Raw genomic sequence first — 25,315 nt, 5'->3', positions numbered from 1 at the left:
AACCCGAGTCCGGCGGCGCAGTCGTCCCCCTCCACCCATCGTGACCGCTGCCGTGCGCGGCGTCCAGAAAGATAACTTCTTTCTCTTCCCGGATGCCGCGCACGCGGCCAGATGCGTCAGATGACGTCTTCGGACCACGGGTCGGGGTTGCCGAACCGGTGGGCCGTGATGGTGATCGACTGCTCGCGCAGGAACGGCAGCAGCTCGAGGCGTCCGGCCGTCGTGACCTCGTCGTGGTAGACCGCGACATCGGGGTTGCCGCCCGTCGCCTCGGCGACGGCGTGACGCACCTCGGCGATGGCCTCGGGCGAGCCGACGAGACGCACGCGCTCGACGGGCTCCGCGCCCTTGAGCGACGCGGCGATGCGCGCGGTCCACTCCGCGTCGGACTCGACCCACACCGTCACGCCGACGTCCGACAGGACGCGGCGCACGGCCGGGGGCAGACCCACGGGCGTGGAGACCGTGAACGGGGCGCCGGCGCGGATGCCCGCGACGACGACGCGCAGCAGCGCCTGCCACGTGGCATCCCCCGTGGCGCGGACCGTGACGCCCGGCGCCGGACGGTAGCGGAACAGGTTGCGCTCGACGCCGAGGCGCGAGACGTCCTTGACCTGGCCGAACTCGCGGTCCCACGCGATGGCGTCCGACAGCGCGCCGCGGCGCAGCCACTCGAACTCCTCGTAGCCGAGCGACGGCTGAGCCGCCTCGATGACCGAGGTGATGCGGGTGTCGAGCCCGCGCAGGTGCAGGGTCGCCGACGTCGACGCACCCGCCGACGCACGCCACGAGCCGAGGCCGATCAGATAGTTCGGGCCACCGGCCTTCGTGCCGGCGCCGACCGAGGAGCGCTTCCAGCCGCCGAACGGCTGGCGCTGCACGATGGCGCCGGTGATGCCGCGGTTGACGTACAGGTTTCCCGCCTCGACGCGATCGAGCCACGTCGCGAGGTCTTCGGGGTTCTGCGTATACAGGCCCGCCGTCAGTCCGTACGCGACGGCGTTCTGCATCTCGATGGCTTCGCTGAGCGAACTCGCGTGCATGATGCCCATGACGGGGCCGAAGAACTCCTCGCGGTGGAACCGCGAACCGGCGCGCACGCCCGTGCGCACGCCGGGGGTCCAGAAGCGGCCCTCGTACTTGGCGGCATCCGCACCCTCGACCGTGATGCGCTCGGGCTTGACGAGCCACTGCTCACCCTCGTCGAGCGTCGTCAGCGCCCACTGCAGCTTGCCGTGCGGCGCCTCGACGACGGGACCCATCTCGCTCATCGGGTCGGTGGGCACGCCCACGCGCAGCGACCGGGTCGCGTCGACGACCTGACGGGCGAAGCGCTTGGAGCGCGCGACGGGACCCACGAGGATCGCGAGCGACGCGGCCGAGCACTTCTGGCCCGCGTGGCCGAACGCGCTCTTGACGAGGTCGCCCGCCGCGAGGTCGAGGTCGGCCGACGGCATGATGATCATGGCGTTCTTGCCACTGGTCTCGGCCAGGAGCGGCAGTTCGGGGCGCCACGAGCGGAACAGCGCCGCCGTCTCCCACGCACCCGTGAGGATGACGCGGTCGACGTCGGGGTGCGACAGCAGACGGCGACCGAGGTCACCTTCGTCGATGTCGACGAGCGCGAGCACTTCGCGGGGCACGCCCGCCTTCCACAGCGCCTCGGTGACGACGGCCGCGCAGCGGCGCGCCTGGGGCGCGGGCTTGAACACGACGGCCGAACCGGCCGCGAGGGCGGCGAGCACGCCACCGGCCGGGATGGCGACGGGGAAGTTCCACGGGGGCGTGACGACGGTGAGTCGTTCGGGCACGAACACGGCGCCGCTGACGCTGTCGAGCTCGCGCGCCGTCGCGGCGTAGTAGTTGGCGAAGTCGACCGCCTCGCTCACCTCGACGTCGCCCTCGGCGAAGACCTTGCCGGTCTCGGATGCCGCGACCTCGATCAGGTCGCCACGGCGGGCCTCGAGCTCGCGCGCGGCGGCCTGCAGCACGGCGGCACGCTCGGCGGCGGGCTTGGCGCCCCACGCCGCGGCGGCGTCGCGGGCATCGGTGACGATCTTCTCGAGCACGTCGGCGTCGTCGACGCGCGCGGCCTGGATGGTCTCGACGCCGGCGTCCGACTGCTCGACGCGGCCGAGGATGTCGTTCGCCCAGTCGCGGTTGACCTCGAGGGCCGGGTCGCTGTCGGGGGCGTTGTCGAAGCCCGGGGCGCCGGCGGAGGGCTGGCCCGATTCGCGCGACGCGTAGACGGCGGTCTCGACGTAGGCGTCACCGGCGAACATCTGCGATTCGGCGGTGGGCTCGATCGGCGCCGTGTCGGCGGGCTCGGGCGCGGCGGTGCGTGCGATGCCGAGCACGGCCTGCGTGAGGCCTTCCTCTTCGGCGGCGTTCTCGCGGCGCAGTGCCCGCGCGCCCGCACGAGTGAGGCCGGCGGCCGACTCGAGCGTGCGATTCTGCGTGCGGTTGGGACCGATCGCCAGGGTCGGGTCGACGGCGCGGGCGAGCGAGGCCGTGAAGCGGTCCTGCTCGCGCTGGAACATCGTCGCGTCGTCGGCGAGGTCGAACGCCGCCGAGAGGAAGTTCTCCTGGGATGCGCCCTCTTCCAGGCGGCGCACGAGGTAGCTGATCGCGACGTCGAACTCGTCGGGGCGCACGACCGGGACATAGAGCAGGACGGGCCCGACGTCGCGCGTCACGGCCTGGACCTGGCCCTGGGCCATGCCGAGCAGCATCTCGAAGTCGATGCCGTCCCGCACGCCGCGCTGGCCGGCGAGCAGCCACGCGTACGCGATGTCGAAGAGGTTGTGGCCGGCGACGCCGATCCGCACGGCGGCGGTGTTCTCGGGGTGCAGCGCCTCGTCGAGGCAGCGGATGTAGTTGGCGTCGGAGTCGACCTTGGTGTTGTAGGTCGCGAGCGACCAGCCGTGCACGGCCGCATCGACGTGCTCCATGGCGAGGTTCGCGCCCTTGACCAGACGCACCTTGATCGGCGCGCCACCGGCGGCGACCCGCTGCTGCGCCCACTGGGTGAGGTCGCGCAGCGCCGGCGCGGCATCGGGCAGGTAGGCCTGCAGCACGATGCCGGTCTCGAGCGAGGTGAGCTCGGCGTGCTCGAGGATCCGCTTGTAGACCGCGATCGTCAGGTGCAGGTCGCGGTACTCCTCCATGTCGAGGTTGATGAACGTGCCGTTGGAGGCGGCCGTGAAGTACAGCGGCATGAGGCGCTCGACGACCAGGTCGACGACGTCATCGAACGCCCACATCGAGATGTGGCTCACGATCGCCGACACCTTGACCGACACGTAGTCGACGTCGGGGCGGCGGATGAGCTCGTGGATGCCCTCGAGGCGGCGCAGCGCCTCGGTTTCGCCGAGCACGGCCTCGCCGAGCAGGTTGATGTTCAGGCGCGCGCCGGACTCGCGGATCTTCGCGATCGCGGGGCCGAGCTTCTCGGGGCGCGCGTCGATGATGAGGTGCCCGACCATCTCGCGCAGCACGCGCCGCGCGATCGGCACGACGGGCGACGGCAGGACCGGCGCCACGGCGCCGCCGAGCTGCACGGCCGAGCGCAGGTACCAGGGCAGGAAGCCCGGCACGAGCGGAGCGACGCGCTTCAGGTTCGTCGCCGCGGCCGTCAGGCTCTCGGGGCGCATGACGCCGTCGACGAAGCCGAGGGTGAACGGCAGTCCGTTCGGGTCCTTGAGCACCCCCGCCAGGCGCTCCGCAGCCGGATCGACATCCGCTTGAGCGGCTTCCTCCACCCATCGCTGGGCAAGGGCGATGGACTCAGCCGCGATATCGATCGTCACGTCGGTGCTCACTATCTTTCAACTCCCGGAGGGCAGGGGGTACCACGCCCGGTACACGGGCATCAACCCCTCAACTTTGCGGCATCCGACCCGTTGGGAAAAGTGGCCATCTATAATCAATACCGTTCTAGAAGTGCCACGAATGGTGGGGGCCATGTTCGAGCTTCGACGCTTGCGGATGCTGCATGAGTTATCGCTGCGCGGAACGCTGGCGGCCGTGGCCGAAGCGTTGTCGTACAGCCCGTCGACGATCTCTCAGCAGCTCGCGCTCCTGGAGCGAGACGCGGGGGTGCGTCTCATCGTTCCGGAGGGGCGCCGCGTGCGCCTGACCGAGCAGGGCAGAGCCCTCGCCGCGCACGCCGCACGGGCGCTCGATCTCGAGGAGCAGATCCGCGCCGAGCTCGAGACGATCGAGCCGGGCATCGCGCCCGTGCGCATCGCGATCATGCAGACCGCCGCCCTCTCCCTCGCCCCGACGCTCTTGCGGATCGTGGCCGAGCGCGAGCCGGCGCTGCGGATCGACATGGCCCAGGTGCCGCCCGAAGAGGGGCTGTTCGAACTCGAGGCCCGTGGCTTCGACCTCGTCGTGGCCGAGCAGTACCCCGGGCACACCCGCGAGCACCGGTCCGGGCTCGAGCGCGATGTCCTCGGCATCGACCCCGTGCGCATCGCGCTTCCGCCCGATGACCCCGCGACCTCGCTGGCGGACCTCCGCGATCGCGTGTGGGTCATGGAGCCCACCGGCACGGCCGCGCGGCAGTGGGCCGTGCAGCAGTGCCGCGCCATGGGATTCGAGCCCGAAGTGCGCTTCGAGCTGCCCGACCTCGTGTCGCACGTGCGGCTCATCACGGCCGGCTACGCCGTCGGCGTGCTGCCCGACCTGCTGTGGGCCGAGCCCGCCTCGCCCGTGAAGCTCGTCGACCTCCCCGGGGCGCCCACGCGCGAGGTGTTCACGTCGTTGCGCTCCTCGTCGACGGCGCATCCGCACATCCGTGCCGTGCGCCGTGCGCTGCGCGACGCGTACATCGAGACCGCGGCGCGCACGGCGGACCAGCCGTTCACGCCGACGCAGCCGGGCGACGCCTAGAGCCCGCACCGCCGGCACGCGTCGGACCCGATCAGCGCCAGATGCTCGGGGCGGGTGCCTTCGTCGAGGGCAGCACCGACGCCGCCGCCCAATCGGTGACCCACGGTTCGAGGCCGGGCAGGTCGTCGGGCTTGTGCAGCGCCTGGAACAGCTCCTCGAGCGGCACGATCCCGCCACCGCGGCGCAGGAACCGCGCGCGCACGATCATCTCGGCGTAGATCTCACCGTCGACGACGGCCCGATGCACGAGGTACGTCGACTTCTCGTCGTGGCCGAGCAGGCGTGATTCGACCGTGAACCGCTGCCACAGCTCGAGGGACTTGCGGAACGTGATCGTCGAGCTCGCCACGACGGCGTACCAGCGCTTCTCGCGCAGCAGGTCCCACATGCCGGTGCGCACGAGCAGGTCGAACCGGCCGAGGTCGAACAGCGACGGGTACCGGCCGTTGTTCATGTGCCCGAGCAGATCCAGGTCGGTGGGCAGCGTCCGCACACGGACTCGGCCGACGGCGCGCGGATCGGTCAGACCGTGCCGGCGCACGTGCCGCTTCGCGCGCCAGATCGTCAGCAGGGTGCGCCACATCACATTCACGAAGAGCGATGGTAGCCATCGGCCCCCGATCAGCCGATTCGGTTGCAGGTTTCCCACAGTCCGCACCCGGACATCGGCGTGGCATCATCCCCGGCGACAGCCGATTTCGCGTCCTCGCGCGGCCAGCGTAGAGTCTGGCCATGGAAGCCGAAATCCAGACAGACGTCGTTGTCCGTCCGGTCCGCGACGTCGACGCCGAAGCACTCGGTCGCGTCCACGCCACGTGCTGGCACGAGACCTACGACCACCTCATCAGCAAGGCGAACCTCGAGAAGATCTCGCCCCGCCGGATGGCGGAACTGTGGACGCACTGGGCCGCACAGGGTCCCGAGTTCACCATGACCGCAGCGCTCGTCGACGGAGAGATCGTGGGCTTCGCCGGCTCCGGGCCCGCCCGCGACAAGGACGCCCCCGCGTTCCGCGAGCTCTACTTCATCTATCTGCTCAGCGCCTTCCACAGCACCGGCATCGGCCAGAAGCTCTTCGACTCCGTCATCGCGAAGGACGAGCCGCTGTATCTCTGGGTCGCCGAGGACAACCCGCGCGCTCACCGGTTCTACGCGCGCAACGGGTTCGCCCTCGACGGCGCGGCGCACACCGAGCCTTTCCTCGGTGAGACGCTCACCGAGGTGCGATTCGTCCGCTGACCCACGTGCTGCAGGTCTGGGCCCTCGCGGGCATCCCCGAGATCGTTCCGGGCACGGATCTCGTCGCGGCGATAGCGGATGCTGCGGGCGACACGCTCGTCGACGGTGACATCGTCGTCGTGACCTCGAAGATCGTGTCCAAGGCCGAGGGCCGCATCATCTCGGCCGACGACCGCGAGGACGCCATCACGGCCGAGACGGTCCGCACGGTCGCCACGCGCGCGATGCCGTCCGGCCACCGCACGCGCATCGTGCAGAACCACCTCGGCATCGTGTCGGCCGCGGGGGGCGTCGACGCGTCGAACACGCCCGAGGGAACCGTGCTGCTGCTTCCGGTCGACCCCGACGCGTCGGCGCGCGCCCTCGCCGAGGGGCTGCGCGCCCGACTCGGCGCCCGCGTCGGGGTCATCATCACCGACACGCTCGGTCGCGCATGGCGCGAAGGGCAGACCGATGCCGCGATCGGTGCCGCCGGCGTGCACGTCTTCGAAGATCTGCGCGGGCAGACCGACGCCGAGGGCCGCGAGCTCGTCGTCACGCAGCCGTGCGTCGCCGACGAACTCGCCGCGGCGACCGACCTCGTCAAGGGCAAGGCGTCACGGCTTCCCGTCGCCGTCGTGCGCGGTCGCACCGACCTCGTGGGTCCGCTCGATCTTCCGGGTGCGCGCTCGATCGTGCGCCCGCTCGAGCGCGACATGTTCCGCCTCGGCGCCGACGAGGCCTATGCCGAAGGGTTCGCGGCGGGCGCGGCATCCGTCTGAATCGGTCCCGCCGTCGAACCGGCCCGGGCGGTCAGCCGGCGAGGTAGGCGAGCTGAGCGACGGTCGAGGCCTCGGCGGCGAAGCGCACCTCGGGCGCGATCTGCGGGTAGACCCGGTCGGTGACGGCGGCGACCGTCTCGGCGTCGGTCGCCGCCGCGATGCCGAGGTCGGCGAGTGCCTTCTCGACCTCGTCCAGGCGGAGTCGACGATGCGTCAGGTAGCGGTCCGCGATCGCCGCGAGGTCGGGCAGGGTGGGCCCGTGCGCGGGCAGAGCGAGCGTTCCCGCGCCCATGTGGTGCAGGGTCCCGAGCGACGCGAGGTAGGCGCCCAGCGACCCGTCGGGTGGCGCGATGACGGTCGTGCCCCGGCCGAGGATCGTGTCCCCCGTCAGCACCGACGCCGTCGCCGCGCCGTCGAGCGTGGCGTCGTCGGCGAGCAGGAAGCACACCGAGTCGGCCGTGTGTCCGGGCGTGTGCAGCACGTCGATCCGCGTGCCCGCCGCCTCGAGCCGCTCGCGGGGCTGCAGGTTCGCGGCATCCGCACACAGGGCCGCATCCCACGCGCGCACGGGGGCGCCCGTCCGACGCGCGAGCTCGGGAGCCGCTTCGACGTGGTCGATGTGGTGGTGCGTGAGCAGGATGAGCTCGATGGTGCCCTCGGCCGTGATGCGCGCGAGGTGGTCGTCGTCGAGGGGACCGGGGTCGACCACGACGACGGAGGCCGACCCGGGTGCGCGCAGCACGTACGTGTTCGTGCCGTCGAGTGTCATCGGTCCCGCGTTGGGCGCCAGGATCCGCGTCGTGAGCGCGCTCGTCCGCGCCACGAGGGGCAGCGCGTCGGCGGTCATCAGCGGGCGCTGACTTTGCCGAACAGGCGTGCGATGGGGGCGAGCACGAGCGGGCGTGCGGCGACCCACGCGATCGCGATGACGACGATCGAGGCGACGAAGAACCAGAACCCGGCCCAGTTCTCGGCGTAGACGCTCGGGTCGGTCGAGCCCTGCGCGGCATACATGTGGTTGAGGTTGCGCAGCGCTCCGGTCGCGAACACGAGGAACACGTGGATCGCGATGAACACGACGAAGTAGAGCATCACCGGGAAGTGCACCGCGCGCGCCCACTCGACCGGGTAGAGGCGGTTGAGAATCTTGGCGTCCTTGGGCCAGATGCCCGACATCCGCACGCCGGTGATGATCGCCAGCGGTGCGGCGAGGAACACGGTCGTGAAGTACGCCAGCTGCTGCACGCTGTTGTAGTTGACCCACCCGTTCTCGGTCGGCCAGTCCAGCGAGATGTACTGCAGGATGGCCGAGAGTGCGTTGGGGAAGACTTCCCAGCTGGTCGGGATGATCCGCATCCACTGCCCCGTCACGAACAGCAGCACGATGAAGATCGCGCCGTTGAGCACCCACAGGATGTCCAGCGACTGGTGGAACCAGAGGGTCAGGCTGATCTTGCGCTTGCTGTTCGTGCGCGGTGACCAGAACGCGGTGGGCCGCTTCTCGGTGCGCACCCGCAGCCCCGATCGGATGATCAGCACGATGAGGAACACGTTGAAGAAGTGCTGCCACCCCAGCCACGCGGGGAAGCCGACGGGCGCACCCTCGGGCAGGTGGTATTCGCCCGGATAGGTCGTGAGGAAGTCCTGCAGCGGCTCCAGCGACAGCAGCCACCGCACCGCGACGACGGCCATCGCCGCGGCGAACAGCAGGCCCGCACCGGCGACGAGCACCGCGCCGACCCACTGACCGCGCGTGAACGGGCCGATGCGCTCGGGTTCGGGCGCGGTCGCGACGACGCCCGACCGGCGCTGCCGCTCGAACTCCCGCCCCGCCGCACCCTGCCACACCGTGCGCGTGAACGGCAGCGGCGTGGAGGTGTCGCGAACGGATGCCGCGACCGCGACCTCGCCGGCGGGAACCGGCGCGGGAGCCTGCGCCTCGGTCGCCGTTGCGGGGGTTTCGGGCGCGGGGGTTTCGGGCGCGGGGGTTTCGGGCGCGGGCACCGCCGGCGCTTCCACCGAGGTGACGGCGGTGTAGTCCGCGGGAGGCCACGGCTCGCCCCCGGCCACGCGCGGCAATCCGCGCCGCACGGCGTGCGATGTGCCGCCGGCTGCCGCCGGGGTCGCTGCCGCAGCCGGAGTCGCTGCGGTCGGAGCGGTCGCTGCCGCTGTCTGGGTCGCCGCCGCTGCCGCCGGTTCACTCGCCGGGGTCGGGGCTGCGGCATCCGCACTCGCAGGAGGAGCGGCGTGCGCCGGGGCTGTCGCCGCCGGGGCGGCAGTTCCGGCGGGGGCGAAGGATGCGGGCGGCCAGGGCTCGCCGCCCGCCACGCGCGGCAGTCCGCGGCGCACGGTGGGCGCTGCACCTGCCGTCGGGGCCAGGCCCGCGGCATCCGAAAGTTCCGGTTCATGTGTCACAGAACGCTCTTCGGTACCAGCGGGAGCAGCAGATTGAGGCAACTCAACCTCGGCAGCCGAAGCCGCGGGAGCTTCATGTGGCGCAGACTGCTCTTCGGCACCAGCCGGAGCAGCAGAATGAGGCAACTCAGCCGCGGGCGCCTCAGCCTCGGGCGCCTCAGCCTCGGGCGCCGCAGCGGGCGCCGCAGCCTCGACCGGCGCTTCGCCGGCGGGAGGCCAGGGGTCTCCGCCGGGTCGCCGCGGGAGGCCGCGACGAATCGTGCGCCCGAAAGTCGCCACGGGTTACGCCTTCTTCTTCGCCTCGAGCGCCGCGATCAGCTGCGGCACGACCGTGAACAGATCGCCCACGACACCGAAGTCCGCGATCTCGAAGATCGGCGCATCCGCGTCCTTGTTGATCGCGACGATCGTCTTGGCCGTCTGCATGCCCGCCTTGTGCTGGATCGCACCAGAGATGCCCAGAGCGACATACAGCTGCGGGGCCACCGACACACCCGTCTGACCCACCTGGAACGACTGCGGCACGTAGCCGGCATCGACCGCCGCGCGGGATGCTCCCACGGCAGCGCCGAGCGCATCGGCGAGGTCGTTGACGAGCTCGAACTTCTCTTCCGAGCCCAGACCCCGACCACCCGAGACGACCTTGGCCGCACCGCGCAGTTCCGGGCGCGACGACGCCACGACAGCTTCCTGCAGCTCGCCGAACGTCGCCGACGCACGACCGGATGCCGCAACCTCGAGCGTCTCGACGACGGGCGAGGCGACCGCCTCGGCGCGCGTGTCCACGGCACCCTGGCGGATCGTGATCACGGGGGCACCGAACGTCACCGTCGAGTCCACGTTGTACGCACCGCCGTACACCGAATGCCGCGCCACGACGCCCTCGTCATCACGGCCGACGCCGATGGCGTCCGCCGCGATGCCGGCGCGGGTGCGCGCCCCGAACCGGGCGGCGGCCTCACGACCTTCGACCGAGTGCGACAGCAGCACCGCATCGGGCTGCACACGAGCGGCAGCCGCCGCGAGCGCGTCGACCCGGTCACCGGATGCCACGAGCACCGCTGCCGCCCCGAGCGCGGCAGCATCCTGCGCGAGCTTGTCATCACCGATCACCAGAGCGACCGGCGTGCCCACCTCGGATGCCGCACCGAGCAGTCCCGCCGACGACTTCGCCAGCTCGCCCGAGGGCATCGTGTCGAGGAGGACCAGAATCGAATCCGCAGCAAACGTCATCTCAGTTCCTCACACCAGTCGGTTCTGCGCGAGGAACTCTGCGAGCTTCTCGCCCGCATCGCCCTCATCGACGATCTTGACCCCCGCCTCGCGCGGCGGCTTCTCGCTCAGGCCGACCATGATCGACCGCGACACGTCCGCGGCGAGCGCCTCGACACCGAGGTCGGCCAGCGACAGCGTCTCGAACGGCTTCTTCTTCGCCGCCATGATGCCCTTGAAGTTCGGGAACCGTGCGTCCGGCAGCGCCTCGGTGATCGAGATGACCGCGGGGAACGTCGCCGACACCTCGACCGTGCCGGCATCCGTCGCGCGAACACCCGACACCGAGCTCTCGCCGATCTCGACCGACGAGAGGTTCAGCGCAGCGGGAGCATCGAGCAGCTCGGCGATCATCGCCGGCACCATCCCGCCCGAACCGTCCGTGGACTGGTTGCCCGCGACGACGAGGTCGAACCCGACCTTCTTCAACGCCGCGGCGAGAACCTCAGCCGTCAGCCCCATGTCGGCACCGAGCAGCTCCTCGTCGACGACCTGCACGGCGGAGGCCGCACCCATCGCGAGCCCCTTGCGCACCGTGGCCTGCGCCGACTGCGGCGCCATCGACAGCACGACCACCTCGGTGTCCGCATTCTTGTCGGCATACGACAACGCGACCTCGAGCGAGCGCTCACCGATCTCATCGAGAACCGCCTCGGACGCGGCACGATCTGCCAAACCCGTCTCGAGACTCAGCTTGCGGTCACCATAGGTGTCCGGCACTTCCTTGACCAGGACGACGATCTTCATCGAACACACTCCTCACACCTGCGGTGAGTCTATCCGCGCATTTTCTTCGTATCCAATCGAGGGCAATATGCCGGCATCGACGCCGGACAATGTGCCCGTGTGTATACATTGCGCGTCGTTCGAGGTTCGATCCGCACGACGGTACCGTGGAGGCAGGAGGAGCACCCATGGCCAGACGCGGACCGCTGCCGGTCGATCCCATCGCCGAAGCCAAGCGCCAGTGGGTCTCGCACGGATGGACGGATGCCGCTGCCGGCATGTCCGCCGTGACGAGCATCATGCGCGCGCAGCAGCTCATGCTGGCGCGCATCCACACGACGCTGAAGCCCTTCGGTCTGTCGTTCGCCCGCTATGAGATGCTGCGTCTTCTCGCCTTCACGCGCGAAGGACGGATGCCGATGGCCAGCGCCATCGCGCGGTTGCAGGTGCACCCCACGAGCGTGACGAACACCGTCGATCGGCTCGTGCGCGACGGCTTCGCCGAGCGCGAGCCGCACCCCGAGGATGGGCGCGCCGCGATGCTCGTGCTGACCGCCTCGGGCCGCGAGCTCGTCGAGCGCGCGACGGCGGCGCTCAATACGTCGGTGTTCGAGAGCCCCGGCCTCGGCGACGACGACACGGCCGAGCTCGTGCGCATCATCGCGCGCCTGCGCAAAGCCTCGGGCGACTTCACCGACCCGCGGCCGATGCCCGAACCCCTCTGACCGCGTGGCCCCGCGCGGCCCTCCCCGGTCGCCGGGCCCGGTCGCTGAGCCTGTCGAAGCGTCCCCCCCGCACGCACGCCCCCTCCCCCACCCCTGAGCTTCGGTCGGTGAGCTTCGGCCGCTGAGCTTGCCGAAGCGCCGCCCCGCACCCACACGCCCCCACCCCGGTCGCTGAGCTTGCCGAAGCGTCGCCCCGCACGCACACTCCCCCACCCCGGTCGCTGAGCTTGCCGAAGCGTCGCGAGACGAACGCCCCTTCGACCAGCTCAAGGGCCACCCTTCGGCAGGCCCAGGGACCAGGACTCAGCCCCGCATCGCGACCCTTCGGCAAGCTCAGGGACCGCCCTTCGACAAGCTCAGGGACCGAGCGGGGTCAGGGGCCACCTTCGGCAGGCCCAGGGACCAGGATTCAGCCCCGCGCGGCGGAGCGATGCGCTGCTCCCGCGAAGCTGGCATCGGGTCTGGCGGGAGCGGCGGCCGCAGGCCGTCGCGGGGGCATGCTGAGCGGGAGCAGCGCATCGCGACCCTTCGACAAGCTCAGGGACCACCCTTCGACACGCTCAGGGATCGTGCGGAGAGACGGACGACCCTTCGGCAAGCTCAGGGACCGAGCGGAGAGAGGGACCACCCTTCGGCAGGCTCAGGGACCGAGCAGGAGACCGCGGGTCAGCGGTGGCGGAAGTCCGGCGAGCGCTTCTCGCGGAACGCCGACATGCCTTCGCGCTGGTCTTCGGTGTCGAACAGTGCCGAGAAGACGTGCTTCTCGAGCCGCAGGCCTTCGGCGAGCGGCGTCTCCAGCGCAGCATCCAGCACCGCCTTCGCGGCATACAGCGACGGCAGCGACTTCGACGCGATGGTCTCGGCCAGCTTCGACGCTTCGTCGAGCAGGTCGGCAGCAGGCACGACGCGCGAGGCGAGGCCGGAGCGCTCGGCCTCGTCGGCGCCCATCATGCGCCCCGTGAGGATGAGGTCGGCCGCTTTGTAGTAGCCGACGGCACGCTCGAGCCGCTGCGATCCGCCCATGCCGGGAATGACACCGAGGTTGATCTCGGGCTGCCCGAACTTCGCCGTGTCGGCGGCGAGGATGATGTCGCACATCATCGCCAGTTCGCAGCCCCCGCCGAGCGCGAAGCCCGACACGGCCGCGATGACGGGCGTGCGCACGGCGGCGAAGTCGGCCCAGCCGCCGAAGTGGTCACCGATGAGCATGTCGAGCCCGGACATCGACTCCATCTCTTTGATGTCCGCGCCCGCCGCGAATGCGCGCTCCGAACCCGTCAGCACGATCGCCCCGATCCCGGTGTCGGCATCGAACGCGGATGCTGCGGCCACGACCTCGCGGCACACCTGGGTGTTGAGCGCATTGAGCGCCTCGGGTCGGTTCAGCGTGATCCAGCCGACGCGGCCTCGCGTCTCGACGATGATCGTGTCGTACTCGCTCATGGTGTCCTCCCTCGGATGTCCTCATCCGATCATGTCGCACGGAATGAGGTGGGTGGGTAATCCTCCCCATGGGGCGTCGCCCCAGCCTCGGTTAGCCTGTGTGTCGACCGGGGAAACGCCCGGACCTAGAGACCAAGGGGTGGATCATGGCTGATTTCAAGGCTTCTTATGGCGAGATGGACTCGATGGCGGGCAAGCTCGAGACCGGTCGCGAGGAGATCGGCGACGTGCTGCGTCGCCTGAAGGCCGATGTCGATCGCCTCCTGGGCGATGACTTCAAGACCGAGCACGCGTCGGGCAAGTTCGGCGAGGGCTACAACGAGCTGACGACGGGTCTGGAGAAGGCCATCGAGGGCATTAGCGACATGGGCGAGTCGCTGCGCAAGATGATGCAGGCCATCAAGGACACCGACCAGGCACTCGCCGGCAACTGACCGGCTGAGTCGGCGACGCGCGCGGAGGGAGGCCGGTTGTGCCCGACATCTATCTGAACATGCAGGAACTCGACGAGGTCGTCGCCAACCTCGACGCCTCGATCGCGGAGTTCGACGAGGCGACGAGCGTGTCCGGTGGCATCCAAGAGGCCATCGGCCGACCGGACGGCCGCGGATCGCTGCGCGGACGGGCCGCCGACTTCGAGAACGACTGGAACAACACCCGCGACGATCTGAAAGAGAACCTCGATCAGATCCGCAAGCACCTGCAGGACGTCATCGACGGCTGGCGCAACTGGGATGCCGAAGCCGCAGCCGCGATGCAGTCCAACGGCGCCGACAACGATCCCGCGCTCCATCAGCCACGGTAAGGAAGCACACCGGTGACTCTCACCTCACCCCAGCACAATGTGCTGCGCCGTCTCGAGGGCACTCCGTCCGACATCGACCGGTACGCGACCGATCTGAAGGATGCCGCGCGCGTCATGCGGCGCACCGTGACTCAGCTGCGCCTGATCAGCGAAGGCACCCGGCAGATCGCCGAGTCCGTCGACGCCGTGCGCGAGGCCGCGGGCGAGACGCACCCCGAGCTGAGCAAGGCGGCGACCCGGTACAGCCGGACCGGCATCACGCTGACCACGTACGCCCGCAAGCTCGAAACAGCGCAGGAAGTGATCCACCCGCTCATCCCGAAGATCGAATCGGCGCACACCACCGTGCAGACCAAGCGCCAGGAAGAGCGCGAGGCCGAGGCCCTCGTGCGCGACCACGCGTGGCAGATGCCGTGGGAAGACGAGGTCACCGACGCCCAGAAGCAGCAGGCGCTCACGGCTCAGACGACGGCGCGCTCGGCGACAGAGACCGCCGAGGGCAACCTCGAGACGCTGTGGGGAAGCTTCGACCGGTCGTTCTCGACGTGGTCGGACGCGTACGACAAAGCCGTCAACGGCATCGAGGACGCCTTCGACGCGGCCGACAACAACGACGCGTGGGGTGAGGACCTGCTGCCCGTGCTCGGCTGGATCGCCGTGGGGCTCGCCGTCGTGGCGCTGTTCGTGACGGGTCCCATCGCCCTCGCGATCGCCGCGATCGGCGCCGTCGTGGGTCTGGTCATGCTCACGATCAACCTGCTCAAGTTCGCCAAGGGTCGAGGGAACTGGCTCGATCTGACGATGTCGATCATCGGGATCATCCCGTTCGCGAGGCCGCTCATCCAGGGGATGCGCGGCGGTCTCGCGGGTCTGCGCGGCACATCGGCGCTGTTCTCGAGCGGTCGCACCGTGCTGCGCCAGTCGGTGCGCTCGACGTTCCCCCGGTTCGGGTACTCGCCCATGTCGGGCGGACTGTTCTCGCGAGTCGGTGCCGCCGGCCAGAACACCTGGAACTTCGCGCGGAACACCTGGTACGGTGCTCGGTCGTGGGTGCGCAGCAACAGTCTGCTGGGCCAGTTCTCGATGCGCGACTTCTTCATCGACCGCCCGATCATGAACGCGTTCCGCGGCGGGCACAACTCCGTCACGAGCTTCTCGAACTTCCTGCTGCGCAACGAGGGCACGGTCGGCAACGCCGCCGCCGCGTGGGCGCGCAGCGGCGCCGTCGCCGGCCAGGGGCCGAGTTCGTTCGCGCAGATCGCAAGCCGGGTCGAGTTCGCGGGAACGTGGGTCGCGAACAGCGACTTCATCGGATCCAGCATCTCCGAGCGCTATGACTCGTTCCGAGGAGCATTCGCGCAATGAGCGCGCGTTCCCGACCATTCGCCTACGAGTTCGTCGACGAGGCCGACCGTCGGCGCGAGAAGCGGCTCGGCCTCTTCTGGCTGCCCATGACGATCGGCCTCCTCGTTTCGCTGCTGTTCATCGTCATCACGATCGTGAACTTCCTCGCCTCGGGCATCCCCGATCTCACGTCCGGCTCGACCGTGTGGGAGTCCGACGTCACGTTCCCGTTCATCCCCCTGCCGTCGTGGCTCACGATCCTGGTCGGCTTCCTGCCGCTGCTCACCGCGATCCTGATCTGGCCGCTCGTCGATCGCCGCCACGCTCCGCTGGTCAGCAACACGATCCTCTTCACTGCGACGGTCTTCCTGCTGCTGCCGATCTTCTTCGCCCTGGCCTACTCCGAGCCGAGCCCGTTCACCGACGGCGACCGCACGATCGGCTGGCACTGGCTCGCCGTGCCCGTCGTCGTCGTCGCGCTCATCGTGCTCATCGTGCGGCGCGCGACCCTGCCGCCGTCGCCGGTCCCGGAAGCACCCGAGGATCCGTTCTTCGAAGAGGCCGTCGCTCTGCGGCGCCGCGCTCAGCACAGCCGCCGGCATCGTGAGACACTCGAAGCCGATCTTGCCGACGTCGCCGCCCGGCGCGCGGCAGCGGGCATGACAGGACGAGAGCTGTGAGCGATCAGGTGGCACGCGGCATCCGGTTCTCGATGCTGTTCCCTCCGGGCTGGCAGGAGTTCCGGCCCGACCTCGAGAGCGAGAAGGCACTCACCGCCCTCGCGACCGCCGGGGCACGCGAAGCCGGCCGCGCCGACGTCGTGATGGCGATCCGCCAGCACGTGCACCGCATGTTCGAGGGCCTGCGCCGGCGACGCGCGGTCGGAGTGCATCTGCCCGTCGCCGTGCCCGGCGACCTCACGGTGCCGGCATCGCTCACGGTCGTGCCCGTGCAGGTCACGACCGGGTCGACCCTGGACCGGGCCGTCACGGGGCTCGCGACCGGACAGACGCCCGAACTGGTCGAGGTGGACGGTGTGCGGTGGTACCGCTGGATCGAGCGGCAGAACACCCTCGAAGGATCCGATGAAGCGGGATCGACGACGATCCACTACGTCATTCCACGGCCCGACGAGGGCGAGCCGACGGCGGGGCTGCACCTGATCTTCGCCGTGACGATGCTCGCCGAAGATCGTGACAGCGAATTCACGCGCGCCCTCGAGAACCTCGGCCACGGCATCATCGGCACGTTCGCTTGGGGGGAGCGCACATGACCGAGTACGTCATCGAGCTCGACGAGAACGACTGGCTGGGCATCCCGCCCGGGTTCCCCTACCTGCAGTGGGAGGATGCCGCGGCCTGGGCCACCCAGCTCGCGGCGGCCGCCGTGCCCGATGACGCCGAGAGCCGCGCGGTGTTCGAGGCGATGGCGCTGAGCGTCGCCTCCGAAAGGCCCCCGCAGGTCGATCAGGCCCTGTGGTTCGCGCCGCTCGACGGGCGGGCGATGGGCGTGGCATATCTCAGCGTCTTCGAGCAGGATGCCGCGACGCCCGCGCTCCCCGAACTCGCGGTGCTCGGGCTCGATTCACCCACGCCCGTGCAGGTCACGCGTCACACCTCGGTGCCGTTCGGCGAAGTCTTGCAGTCCGCCGCGACGATCCGGCTCGCCGATGTCGGCGGAGACCCCGACGACAGTGTCGCGGGCAGCATCCGGACCGTCGGGATCGCGGGAGGGCTCGTGTTCATGCTCAACGCGGTCGATGAAAACCTCGACGTGCTCGCCGTCATGCAGGAGCCCCTGCTCGAGCTCATGGAGAGCATCCGGCTGCTGCAGGGTGAGGACGAGCTCGATCGCGCGGTGGCGCGCATCCTCAGCGGCGACGCCTGACCTCGCTCACTGCTGCCGCAGCACCTCGCGGCCGATGATGACGCGCATGATCTCGTTGGTCCCCTCGAGGATCTGGTGCACGCGCAGATCGCGCACGACCTTCTCGATGCCGTAGTCCTGCAGGTAGCCGTAGCCCCCGTGCAGCTGGAGGGCACGGTTGGCGATGTCGAAACCGGCATCCGTCGTGTAGCGCTTGGCCATGGCGCACTGCATCGCCACGTCGGGAGCCTGGGCATCGAGGGCCGCCGCGGCGTCGCGCACGAGGGCGCGCGCGGCGCGCAGCTCGGTCGCCATGTCGGCGAGGGTGAACATCACGCTCTGCTTCTCGGCGAGCGGCTCACCGAACGTGAAGCGCTCGTTGACGTAGCGGATCGCCTGATCGAGTGCCCACTGGGCGCCGCCGAGCGAGCAGGCCGCGATGTTGATGCGTCCACCGTTGAGGGCGGACATCGCGATGCGGAAGCCCTGCCCCTCGTCGCCGAGGACGTTCGCGGCGGGAATCCGCACCTCGTCGAGGATGACCTGGCGCGTCGGCTGCGCCTTCCAGCCCATCTTCTTCTCGTTGGCGCCGAACGACAGGCCGGCCGCGTCGCTCGGGACGAGGAAGGCGGTGACGCCGCGCGCTCCCGGCTCACCCGTGCGGGCCATGACAATGTAGACGGATGCCGCGCCGGCACCCGAGATGAACTGCTTGACGCCCGTCAGCACGAACTCGTCGCCGTCCCGGATGGCGCTCGTCGTGATCGCGGCGGCGTCGGAGCCGGCGCCGGGCTCAGTGAGACAGTAGGCGCCCAGGTCACCCATCGTCGTCAACCGCGGCAGCCACTCGGTGCGCTGGGCGTCGTCGCCGTAGGTGTCGATCATCCAGGCGACCATGTTGTGGATCGTCATGTACGCGGCCATCGTCGGGTCGCCGTACGCGAGCGCCTCGAAGATCTCGACCGCCTCAGCGCGGCCCAGACCCGCGCCGCCGACGTCTTCGCGCACGTAGATGCCGCCGAGGCCCAGGTCGCCGGCTTTGTGCAGGACCTCGCGCGGAAAGTGCGACCGCTCGTCCCAGTCCAGAGCGTGCGGGGCGAGCTCGGTCTGCGCGAACTCACGTACCGCGTCGAGGATCGCCGCCCGCTCATCGGCGGTGAGCGTGCTCGTCATGCTGGTCGTGGACATCGACGTCTCCTTCCTGCAGAGCCGAAGGAGACGTTGTGCGTCGTTTCGGCGTCAGATCGTGTGCCGGCTGCGGCACGGTGATCACTTTACATGGAAGACCTAGTAAATAGGCGGTCGACCTGTCACTCGCGGGGCGGGAAACACGTAACCTGGCCGCATGGCTCAGGCCGCAACACCGCCCCTGTTCACCGTGGGACACTCCGATCTGTCCTCCGACGAGTTCATCGAGGTGCTCGAGGGTGCCGGTGTGGAACTGCTCGTCGACATCCGTCGATTGCCCGGATCACGGGCGCATCCGCACTTCGACCAGGACCCACTGACGAAGCGACTCGAAACGGCGGGCATCGGCTACGACTGGGCCAAGGCGCTCACGGGCCGGCGATCGACCTCGAAGGATGTGCCGCGCAACGTCAACGCGTTCTGGCAGAACCGCAGCTTCCACAACTACGCCGATTGGGCTCTCACAGACGAATTCCACGACGCGCTCGAGCAGCTGCGCGGGCGCGCCCGCGAGCGACCCACCGCGATCATGTGCTCAGAGGCGGTGTGGTGGCGCTGCCACCGCCGCATCGTCGCCGATCATGTGCTCGCCGCCGGCGATGAGGTACGGAACATCATCGGCGCGAAGATCACGCCGGCGACTCTGACGGCCGGAGCCGTGATCGACTCGAACGGCCGCGTCACCTACCCGGGCTGCGGTTGATAGGCGGCCTGTCCTTGGGTGGTTGCTCCCTCGGCGGACGCGAAGTCACGTGCATACGACTCGAAGCGTCTGACCTCCTCGACCACCTCGCGACAACGCTGCACAAATTCCAGCGCCGGCGCCGTCGGCTCGATCGAGCGCCCCACCGGCACAAACAGGCGTACGCCCAGCCTGCGCTGAAGCCATCCCATCTGTCTCGACACCGCGGCGGGAGAGTATCCGAGGGCCTTCGCCGCACCGACTACCGAGCCCTGATCCACAACCGAGACGAATGTCTTCATCACCGACAGATCCGCGATCATGACCTGTTCCCGGCGGCTCCGGCGAAAGCAGCGATCCGGGCAGCTGCCGTCGTGCCTGCGAGGTAGCTGATCACGGTCGCCTCGCGCTCCATATGCTCGCGGTACCCCGAGCCCGACAGCAGCGCCTTCGTCGCGGCGACCGAGGCAGACCCCGCACGCCGCGCATTCTCGACGGCCTCCGCCACCGCTTCATCGAGGCCCTCGGCAAGCACGAGTGTGTGGACGAGTCCCCATTGCATCGCGGTTGCCGCGTCGATGCGACGACCACCGACGAGGAATGCGCGCGCCCTGCCCGCGCCGATGATGTCGGGAAGAAGCGCGGTCACCCCGCAGTCCGGCGACAGTCCGATCGCACCGTAGGCCGCGGTGAAGGTCGCGTCGGCACCAGCCACGACGATGTCGGCGGCCAGCACGAGTCCGAGCCCCCCTCCGGCGACTGCGCCGTGGACGCGAGCGATCACCGGGATCGGCAGTTCGCGAAGCGCCGCGAGGGCCGCATGGATGTCGCGGGTGAGCTCTCGCAGGTACTGCGCCGGATCCCCCGAACCCGCCATCGCACGGACGTCGCCGCCCGCACTGAATGCGCGGCCTTCACCGGCGAGGATCACCACCTCGGCGTCCGAGCGCGCGACGTCAGCGACGGCGGCGACAAGCTCCGCCGCGAGATCGAGGTCGAAGGCGTTGAGCGTCGCGGGCCGGCTCAGCGTCAGCGTCGCGACGCCTGCGTCGATCTCGAGTGCGACGGATGTCATGGCTGGCCGCCGTCGACGGTGAGCGTCGATGCCGTCGTGTACGACGCCGCGTCGCTGGCGAGGTAGAGCGCAGCCCCGATGATCTCGTCGGGCTGACCGCCCCTGCGGGCGGCGAAGGCCTCGGCGCGGCGCTGGAAGGCCTCCATGTCCCACGCCTTGGACACGTCCGTCAGGAACGTGCCGGCGACGATCGTGTTGACGCGGACGACGGGGGCGAAGGCGTGCGCCAGCCCGACCGTCATGGAGTTCAGGCCCGCTTTGGCCATGGCGTACGGCAGATTGTGTGCCCGGGCGCGGTACGACGCCGCGCTCGAGATATTGATGATCGACCCCGAACCTGCCGCGAACATGCGCTCACCGATGAGCGCGGAAAGGCGGAACGGGCCTTTGAGGTTGACATCGAAGACCTTGTCGAACAGCGCTTCGGTGACCGATCCGATCGAGTCGTACAGCGGCGACATCCCGGCGTTGTTGATCAGGATGTCGATCTTGCCGAACCGGTCGTAGGCCGTGTCGACGAGCGCGGGAAGGTCATCCCACTTACCGACGTGGGCGCCGACGCCCAGCGCGGTGCGGCCGGTCTCGCCCGCGATCTGCGCCGCGGCAGCCTCGCACGCGTCGCCGTCGCGGCTCGCGATCACGATGTCGGCTCCGGCTGCGGCGAGTGCCCGCGACATCGCGAGCCCGAGGCCGCGGCTGCCGCCCGTCACGAGAGCGACCTTGCCGGAAAGATCGAAGATGTCGTTCATGGAGTCTCCTCGGAGTCGCGAACCTACTCGAATCTATTACTATCATTATTAGCAGTGATCGGTGTTCACCGGTGAGGATCGAGGAGAAGCGATGTCAGAGACCAATGGCGCGCCCCTGGCAGGCGTTCGCGTACTGGAACTGGGCGCGATGTACGCCGCCCCCACAGCCGGGCGCATGCTCCGCGACTTCGGGGCGGACGTCGTCAAGGTCGAGGACCCCACCAACGGCGACATGGCGCGCCAGTGGCAGCCCCAGAAGGACGGGCTCTCTCTCGGCTTCGTGCGCATCAACTCCGGCAAGCGCTCGGTCGGCATCGATCTGCGCTCCACGCAGGGGCAGGAGATCGTCCGCTCCCTCATCGCCCAGTCGGACATCGTCATCGAGTCCTTCCGCCCGGGGCGCCTGGAGAAGTGGGGCATGGACTACGCCTCCCTCTCGGCAGACAACCCCGGGCTGATCATGGCACGCATCAGCGGCTTCGGGCAGACGGGCCCCTACCGCGAGCGCCCCGGGTTCGGCACCGTCGCCGAGACGGCCAGCGGCTTCGCGTTCCTCAACGGCTGGCCCGACACTCCCCCGACGGCGCCGCCGTTCGGCTTCGCCGACTCGATCGCCGGCATCTCGGCTGCGTTCGGCGCCGCGATGGCGCTCTACCGCCGCAGCGTCACGGGCGCCGGCTCGGTCGTGGACATCGCACTCTACGAGCCGCTCATGTTCATCCTCGGCGACGCGCTGCTCAACTACACCGCGACCGGCACGATCATGACGCGGCAGGGCAATACCTCCGGCGCCGCCTCCCCGCGCGGCATCTACCAGGCGGCCGACGGCGGGTGGCTCTCGATCGCCGCCTCGGCCCAGACGATCGCGATGCGCCTGTTCGACGCCATGGGCGTCCCCGAGTTCAAGACCGACGAGCGCTACGCCACGAACGATGCCCGCATGCGCAACAACGACTCCCTCCAGGAAGTCGTGCGCGACTGGGTGCGATCGCGCCCCCGCGACCAGGTGCTCGCCATCCTCGAGGAGTACGAGGTGGTCGCGGCGGCCGTCAACGATTCGAGCGACATCGTCGCCGATCCGCACTTCCTCGAGCGGACGCTCGTCGACATCGCCGGCACGATCCTCGGGCCCGCGAAGATGCCGGGACCGGTGCTCCACGTCGACGGATATTCTGGACCTGCCTATGACGGCATCGCGAGCGTCGGCGAGCACACCGGCGATGTTCTGCGCGAGCGGCTGGGCATGCAGGCCGATGAGCTCGGGCGACTGGCAGCAGCGGGGATCATCTCGGAAACCGCAGCAGTTTCCACAACTCCCTGAGCGTCTCGCCCAACTATGCGTACCATTGGCCCAAACTTCGCGCACACGCGAAAGAACATGAAGGACCGCTTATGAACCACACCACATTGCGGCCACAGAAGACGGCGCTGCTCGTCGCGCAACAGATCGTTGCCGACATCCAGCGTCGCGGAAATGTCCCCGGCGACCGTCTCCCTCCGGAGAAGGCGATGCTCGAGCAGTATCAGATCGGGCGCGGGACATTGCGTGAGTCGCTTCGCTACCTCGAGCTCCAGGGACTGATCTCCCTCAAGCCCGGGCCCGGCGGGGGGCCCGTCGTCGAGGCTCCCAACGGCGCCGGCCTCGCGACCGCCATCTCGCTGCTGATGCAGATGGAGAACGCCCCCTACCGCAACATCGTCGAGGCACGCGGCACGCTCGAGCCCGCGATGTCCCGGCTGGCCGCACGGCGGGTCTCGGACGAGGACCTGGCCGCGCTCAAGGACAATCTGGACCGCATGGTCGCAGGGATCGATGACAGTGACGTCTTCGCCGCGACCAATCAGGAGTTCCACGACCTCATCGCCCACTCGTCGGGCAACAGCCTGTTCGCGCACATGATCGACGCGCTCACGGGCATCCTCGACGGCACCTCGATCGGCATCGAGTACCCCAAGCACCGACGCCTCGCGGTGCACCAGGCGCACAGCCGGATCTACGCGGCCCTCGCCGCGCACGATCCGACCGCCGCGGCGGATTCGATGCGCGAGCACATCGACGAGTACACGCGCTACATCGAGGCGAAGTACCCGCAGATCGTCGAGGCTCCGATCAGCTGGACCTGACGTCACGCAACGAGAAAGGGGCCGCTCCTCGGAGCGGCCCCTTTCTCGTTGCGTCTCAGACGTCCAGGCGCAGCATCCGCGCCATCGTGCCACCCAGGACCAGCTTGGTCTCGTCGTCGGTCAGGCCCAGCGCCTGGATCGCCGCGATCTCGGTCGCCGGATCGGTCATCGGCCAATCCGACCCGAAGACGACGCGCTCGGCACCGTGCTTCTTGATGAGGGCGCGCACACGCTCGGGGCGCAGCGTGTTCAGCGACGGCGGCCAGGAGGTCTCCAGCACGATGTCCGCACCGGCGAGCATCTCCTCTGCGTCGTCGAGGATCTTGTATCCGCCGAAGTGGCAGGCCATCAGCCTCAGTCGCGGGAACTGCTTCGCGATCGCGGCGATCATGCCGGGGCTGGAGAGGCTGTTCGTGTAGGCGTCGCCGCCGGCACCCACGTGGGTGATGACGGCGATGTCCTCACCGAAGGCGTCGAGGATGTCCCACAGCCGCCGGTCGTCGAGGGCGAACCTCTGGAACAGGGGGTGGAGCTTGACCGCCGTCACGCCGTGGCGCGCAAGACTGGCCATGTTCTCCTCGACGGGGAGGTCGACGTGGACGGTGCCGAAGCCGAAGCGTGTGGGCGAGACCAGCCCCGCGACAAACTCGTTCACCCGGTCGACATGGCGCGCCTCGTTCGCGATCCCCAGGCAGCAGCTCATCGTCACGCCGGTGGCCTGCATCGACAGATCGAGGCCCCCCACGGTGCCCGTGCCGCGCGGCTCGAGCCCCGGCACGGGATTTCCCGTCAGCGCCTTCTCGGCGATCGCGTCGGGCCAGACGTGCGTGTGCGCATCGATGATCATGTCGTGCTCCGTTTGGCGAGCTGACGGGCCAGCGAGTCGAGCAGGACCTCGGTGGATCCCTCGTAGATGCGGACGGGGCGCGCGTTGCGGTAGAGCCGCTCGATCGTGCTGCCGCGCACGAGCCCGAATCGGCCCATCGCCTGCACCGCACGGTCGACGACGCGTCCGGCGGTCTCGGTCGCGATGACCTTGGCCATCGACGTGTCGGCGATGTGGGCGAGGGGGTTGGATGCCGCGAGCGCCGCCGCGCGGTAGGTGAGCGCCCGTGCGGCTTCGATCTCCGCCCAGCTCAGCGCGAGCGACTGCGAGATCGACCCGAGAGCCATGAGCGGCTTCCCGAACTGCTCGCGCGTCGTCGCGTGCGCGACCGCCTCGTTCAGCGCGGCCTGAGCAAGGCCCACCGCGGACCCCGCGACGGAGACGCGGAACACCGCGAGCGTCTGCAGCATGAGCGAGAAGGCCTTGCCCGGCTCGCCCAGGCGATGGGAGGCAGGCACCACGACGTCGTCGAAGTGCAGTTCGCCGATGATGTGCGGGGCCATGATGTCGGGGCCGCTCGTGATGGTCAGCCCCGGCGTGCCGGTGGGGACGAGGGCCATCGAGAAGCCGTCGCCCTCCTTGCCGAGCACGCAGGCGAAGTCGGCGGCACCGGCGTTCGTGATGAAGGCCTTGCGCCCCGAGATCCGAAGGACATCGCCGTCCTGCGTGATCGTCGTCGTGATGCCGCGCAGGTCCGACCCGATCTCCGGCTCGGTCAGGGCGATCGAGGGGATCGCCTGGACGCGGGCGACCTTGGGCAGCCATTCGCGGCGCAGTTCGTCGCTGCCGCCGATGCTCAGCGCATAGCTGCCGACGCCCTGCATCCCGAAGAGCGAGTCGAGGTGAGCCGAGACGCCCATCGCCTGCTCTCGGATGATCGCGATCGTCAGCGGATCCAGCGTCACGTCTCGGCCGCCGAACGCCGCCGGGACGACGAATGCGGCCAGGCCGCTGCGCTGGAGGGCCTCCAGCGTGGCGGGATGCACATCCGTCGCCTCATCGGCTTCGCCGGCGAACGGCGCCACGTCGGCAGCGAGGGCTCGAGCCGCTTCGCGGATCCGCTCGTGCGCCTCGTCGAGGGCGAACAACTTCTCTGTCACAGCGAGATGCCTTTCGGGG

The 25,315-nt window shown here is 69.5% G+C and carries 26 protein-coding genes; 13 read left to right on the top strand and 13 right to left on the bottom strand.

The genetic code is table 11. From position 1 onward, the window contains the following. Positions 1-116 precede the first annotated feature (116 nt). Complete coding sequence (locus tag ACWIBS_RS09925; protein WP_454136898.1) at positions 117-3,821, bottom strand: proline dehydrogenase family protein; 3,705 nt, start codon at positions 3,819-3,821, stop codon at positions 117-119. A 142-nt stretch (positions 3,822-3,963) separates the two neighbouring features. Here ACWIBS_RS09925 and ACWIBS_RS09920 point away from each other — a divergent pair, with 142 nt between their 5' ends. After that, entirely contained in the window at positions 3,964-4,896 is a 933-nt protein-coding gene (locus ACWIBS_RS09920; protein WP_376130420.1) for a LysR family transcriptional regulator, read from the top strand. A 31-nt stretch (positions 4,897-4,927) separates the two neighbouring features. Here ACWIBS_RS09920 and ACWIBS_RS09915 read toward each other — a convergent pair whose 3' ends face one another. Next, entirely contained in the window at positions 4,928-5,488 is a 561-nt protein-coding gene (locus ACWIBS_RS09915; RefSeq protein WP_376130423.1) for a thioesterase family protein, read from the bottom strand. Between the two features lie 140 nt (positions 5,489-5,628). Here ACWIBS_RS09915 and ACWIBS_RS09910 point away from each other — a divergent pair, with 140 nt between their 5' ends. After that, positions 5,629-6,135 carry a GNAT family N-acetyltransferase gene (locus tag ACWIBS_RS09910; RefSeq protein ID WP_376130426.1) on the top strand — a complete coding sequence of 169 codons (507 nt, stop codon included), beginning with the start codon at positions 5,629-5,631 and terminating at the stop codon, positions 6,133-6,135. 5 nt (positions 6,136-6,140) lie between these two features. Beyond that, positions 6,141-6,896 carry a coenzyme F420-0:L-glutamate ligase gene (locus ACWIBS_RS09905; RefSeq protein ID WP_376130429.1) on the top strand — a complete coding sequence of 252 codons (756 nt, stop codon included), beginning with the start codon at positions 6,141-6,143 and terminating at the stop codon, positions 6,894-6,896. Between the two features lie 31 nt (positions 6,897-6,927). Here ACWIBS_RS09905 and ACWIBS_RS09900 read toward each other — a convergent pair whose 3' ends face one another. The 4 genes from ACWIBS_RS09900 to ACWIBS_RS09885 all read right to left on the bottom strand — a co-directional run bounded on the left by ACWIBS_RS09900 (position 6,928) and on the right by ACWIBS_RS09885 (position 11,330). Next, entirely contained in the window at positions 6,928-7,743 is an 816-nt protein-coding gene (locus ACWIBS_RS09900) for an MBL fold metallo-hydrolase (protein WP_376130432.1), read from the bottom strand. Further along, complete coding sequence (locus tag ACWIBS_RS09895) at positions 7,743-9,311, bottom strand: cytochrome b/b6 domain-containing protein (protein WP_376130435.1); 1,569 nt, start codon at positions 9,309-9,311, stop codon at positions 7,743-7,745. Before ACWIBS_RS09895 ends, ACWIBS_RS09900 begins: the two co-directional genes overlap by 1 nt. A gap of 282 nt (positions 9,312-9,593) precedes the next feature. Beyond that, positions 9,594-10,544, bottom strand: coding sequence for an electron transfer flavoprotein subunit alpha/FixB family protein (locus ACWIBS_RS09890; protein ID WP_376130438.1), 951 nt, complete (start codon positions 10,542-10,544; stop codon positions 9,594-9,596). A 9-nt stretch (positions 10,545-10,553) separates the two neighbouring features. Further along, on the bottom strand, positions 10,554-11,330 hold the full coding sequence (locus ACWIBS_RS09885; RefSeq protein ID WP_376130441.1) for an electron transfer flavoprotein subunit beta/FixA family protein: 777 nt from the start codon (positions 11,328-11,330) through the stop codon (positions 10,554-10,556). 167 nt (positions 11,331-11,497) lie between these two features. Between ACWIBS_RS09885 and ACWIBS_RS09880 the strand changes: the two genes are divergently transcribed. Next, positions 11,498-12,034 (top strand): MarR family winged helix-turn-helix transcriptional regulator, encoded by a 537-nt coding sequence (locus ACWIBS_RS09880; RefSeq protein ID WP_376130444.1) that lies wholly within the window; start codon positions 11,498-11,500, stop codon positions 12,032-12,034. 666 nt (positions 12,035-12,700) lie between these two features. On the opposite strand, the gene ACWIBS_RS09875 is transcribed toward ACWIBS_RS09880, so the two are convergent. Continuing rightward, positions 12,701-13,477: an enoyl-CoA hydratase gene (locus tag ACWIBS_RS09875; protein ID WP_376130447.1), complete on the bottom strand. Its 777-nt coding sequence runs from the start codon at positions 13,475-13,477 to the stop codon at positions 12,701-12,703. 146 nt (positions 13,478-13,623) lie between these two features. On the opposite strand from ACWIBS_RS09875, the gene ACWIBS_RS09870 reads away from it, so the two are divergent. The 6 genes from ACWIBS_RS09870 to ACWIBS_RS09845 are packed head-to-tail and all read left to right on the top strand — an operon-like array spanning position 13,624 to position 17,513. Then, on the top strand, positions 13,624-13,911 hold the full coding sequence (locus ACWIBS_RS09870) for a WXG100 family type VII secretion target (protein WP_376129556.1): 288 nt from the start codon (positions 13,624-13,626) through the stop codon (positions 13,909-13,911). A gap of 38 nt (positions 13,912-13,949) precedes the next feature. Then, positions 13,950-14,282, top strand: coding sequence for a hypothetical protein (locus tag ACWIBS_RS09865; RefSeq protein WP_376130450.1), 333 nt, complete (start codon positions 13,950-13,952; stop codon positions 14,280-14,282). 12 nt (positions 14,283-14,294) lie between these two features. Beyond that, positions 14,295-15,647 carry a hypothetical protein gene (locus ACWIBS_RS09860; RefSeq protein WP_376130453.1) on the top strand — a complete coding sequence of 451 codons (1,353 nt, stop codon included), beginning with the start codon at positions 14,295-14,297 and terminating at the stop codon, positions 15,645-15,647. Next, a complete protein-coding gene (locus ACWIBS_RS09855) occupies positions 15,644-16,306 on the top strand; it encodes a hypothetical protein (protein WP_376130456.1) in 663 nt (220 codons plus the stop codon). Before ACWIBS_RS09860 ends, ACWIBS_RS09855 begins: the two co-directional genes overlap by 4 nt. Next, positions 16,303-16,899 carry a hypothetical protein gene (locus ACWIBS_RS09850; RefSeq protein WP_376130459.1) on the top strand — a complete coding sequence of 199 codons (597 nt, stop codon included), beginning with the start codon at positions 16,303-16,305 and terminating at the stop codon, positions 16,897-16,899. The genes ACWIBS_RS09855 and ACWIBS_RS09850 overlap by 4 nt, the downstream gene beginning before the upstream one ends. Continuing rightward, positions 16,896-17,513, top strand: a complete 618-nt coding sequence (locus tag ACWIBS_RS09845; RefSeq protein ID WP_376130462.1) for a hypothetical protein — start codon at positions 16,896-16,898, stop codon at positions 17,511-17,513. The genes ACWIBS_RS09850 and ACWIBS_RS09845 overlap by 4 nt, the downstream gene beginning before the upstream one ends. Positions 17,514-17,519: 6 nt before the next feature. Here the strand turns inward: ACWIBS_RS09845 and ACWIBS_RS09840 are convergent, their stop codons facing one another. Then, positions 17,520-18,680: an acyl-CoA dehydrogenase family protein gene (locus ACWIBS_RS09840; RefSeq protein ID WP_376130464.1), complete on the bottom strand. Its 1,161-nt coding sequence runs from the start codon at positions 18,678-18,680 to the stop codon at positions 17,520-17,522. Between the two features lie 157 nt (positions 18,681-18,837). Here ACWIBS_RS09840 and ACWIBS_RS09835 point away from each other — a divergent pair, with 157 nt between their 5' ends. Continuing rightward, complete coding sequence (locus tag ACWIBS_RS09835; RefSeq protein WP_376130467.1) at positions 18,838-19,383, top strand: DUF488 domain-containing protein; 546 nt, start codon at positions 18,838-18,840, stop codon at positions 19,381-19,383. On the opposite strand, the gene ACWIBS_RS09830 is transcribed toward ACWIBS_RS09835, so the two are convergent. From ACWIBS_RS09830 to ACWIBS_RS09820, 3 genes are read right to left on the bottom strand one after another with little or no spacing between them, the layout of a single operon-like run. After that, positions 19,365-19,685: a LysR family transcriptional regulator gene (locus ACWIBS_RS09830; protein ID WP_376130470.1), complete on the bottom strand. Its 321-nt coding sequence runs from the start codon at positions 19,683-19,685 to the stop codon at positions 19,365-19,367. The genes ACWIBS_RS09835 and ACWIBS_RS09830 overlap by 19 nt on opposite strands. After that, the gene (locus tag ACWIBS_RS09825; RefSeq protein WP_376130472.1) at positions 19,682-20,437 is read right to left on the bottom strand and encodes an enoyl-CoA hydratase/isomerase family protein; all 756 of its coding nucleotides are present in this window, start codon (positions 20,435-20,437) and stop codon (positions 19,682-19,684) included. The genes ACWIBS_RS09830 and ACWIBS_RS09825 overlap by 4 nt, the downstream gene beginning before the upstream one ends. After that, a complete protein-coding gene (locus ACWIBS_RS09820; RefSeq protein WP_376130475.1) occupies positions 20,434-21,186 on the bottom strand; it encodes an SDR family NAD(P)-dependent oxidoreductase in 753 nt (250 codons plus the stop codon). The genes ACWIBS_RS09825 and ACWIBS_RS09820 overlap by 4 nt, the downstream gene beginning before the upstream one ends. 91 nt (positions 21,187-21,277) lie before the next feature. Here ACWIBS_RS09820 and ACWIBS_RS09815 point away from each other — a divergent pair, with 91 nt between their 5' ends. Both ACWIBS_RS09815 and ACWIBS_RS09810 read left to right on the top strand, forming a co-directional pair. Then, the gene (locus tag ACWIBS_RS09815; protein WP_376130478.1) at positions 21,278-22,507 is read left to right on the top strand and encodes a CaiB/BaiF CoA transferase family protein; all 1,230 of its coding nucleotides are present in this window, start codon (positions 21,278-21,280) and stop codon (positions 22,505-22,507) included. 71 nt (positions 22,508-22,578) lie between these two features. Continuing rightward, entirely contained in the window at positions 22,579-23,310 is a 732-nt protein-coding gene (locus ACWIBS_RS09810; protein WP_376130481.1) for a FadR/GntR family transcriptional regulator, read from the top strand. Positions 23,311-23,365: 55 nt separating this feature from the next. On the opposite strand, the gene ACWIBS_RS09805 is transcribed toward ACWIBS_RS09810, so the two are convergent. Together ACWIBS_RS09805 and ACWIBS_RS09800 are read right to left on the bottom strand one after the other, a co-directional pair. Continuing rightward, a complete protein-coding gene (locus tag ACWIBS_RS09805) occupies positions 23,366-24,157 on the bottom strand; it encodes an amidohydrolase family protein (protein ID WP_376130988.1) in 792 nt (263 codons plus the stop codon). Further along, on the bottom strand, positions 24,154-25,296 hold the full coding sequence (locus tag ACWIBS_RS09800) for an acyl-CoA dehydrogenase family protein (protein ID WP_376130991.1): 1,143 nt from the start codon (positions 25,294-25,296) through the stop codon (positions 24,154-24,156). The genes ACWIBS_RS09805 and ACWIBS_RS09800 overlap by 4 nt, the downstream gene beginning before the upstream one ends. Positions 25,297-25,315: the final 19 nt, after the last annotated feature.

It is taken from the genome of Microbacterium sp. NPDC055442, assembly GCF_053644215.1.
Note: the sequence above shows the minus strand (reverse complement) of the source record. Positions and strands in the feature narration are given on the sequence as shown.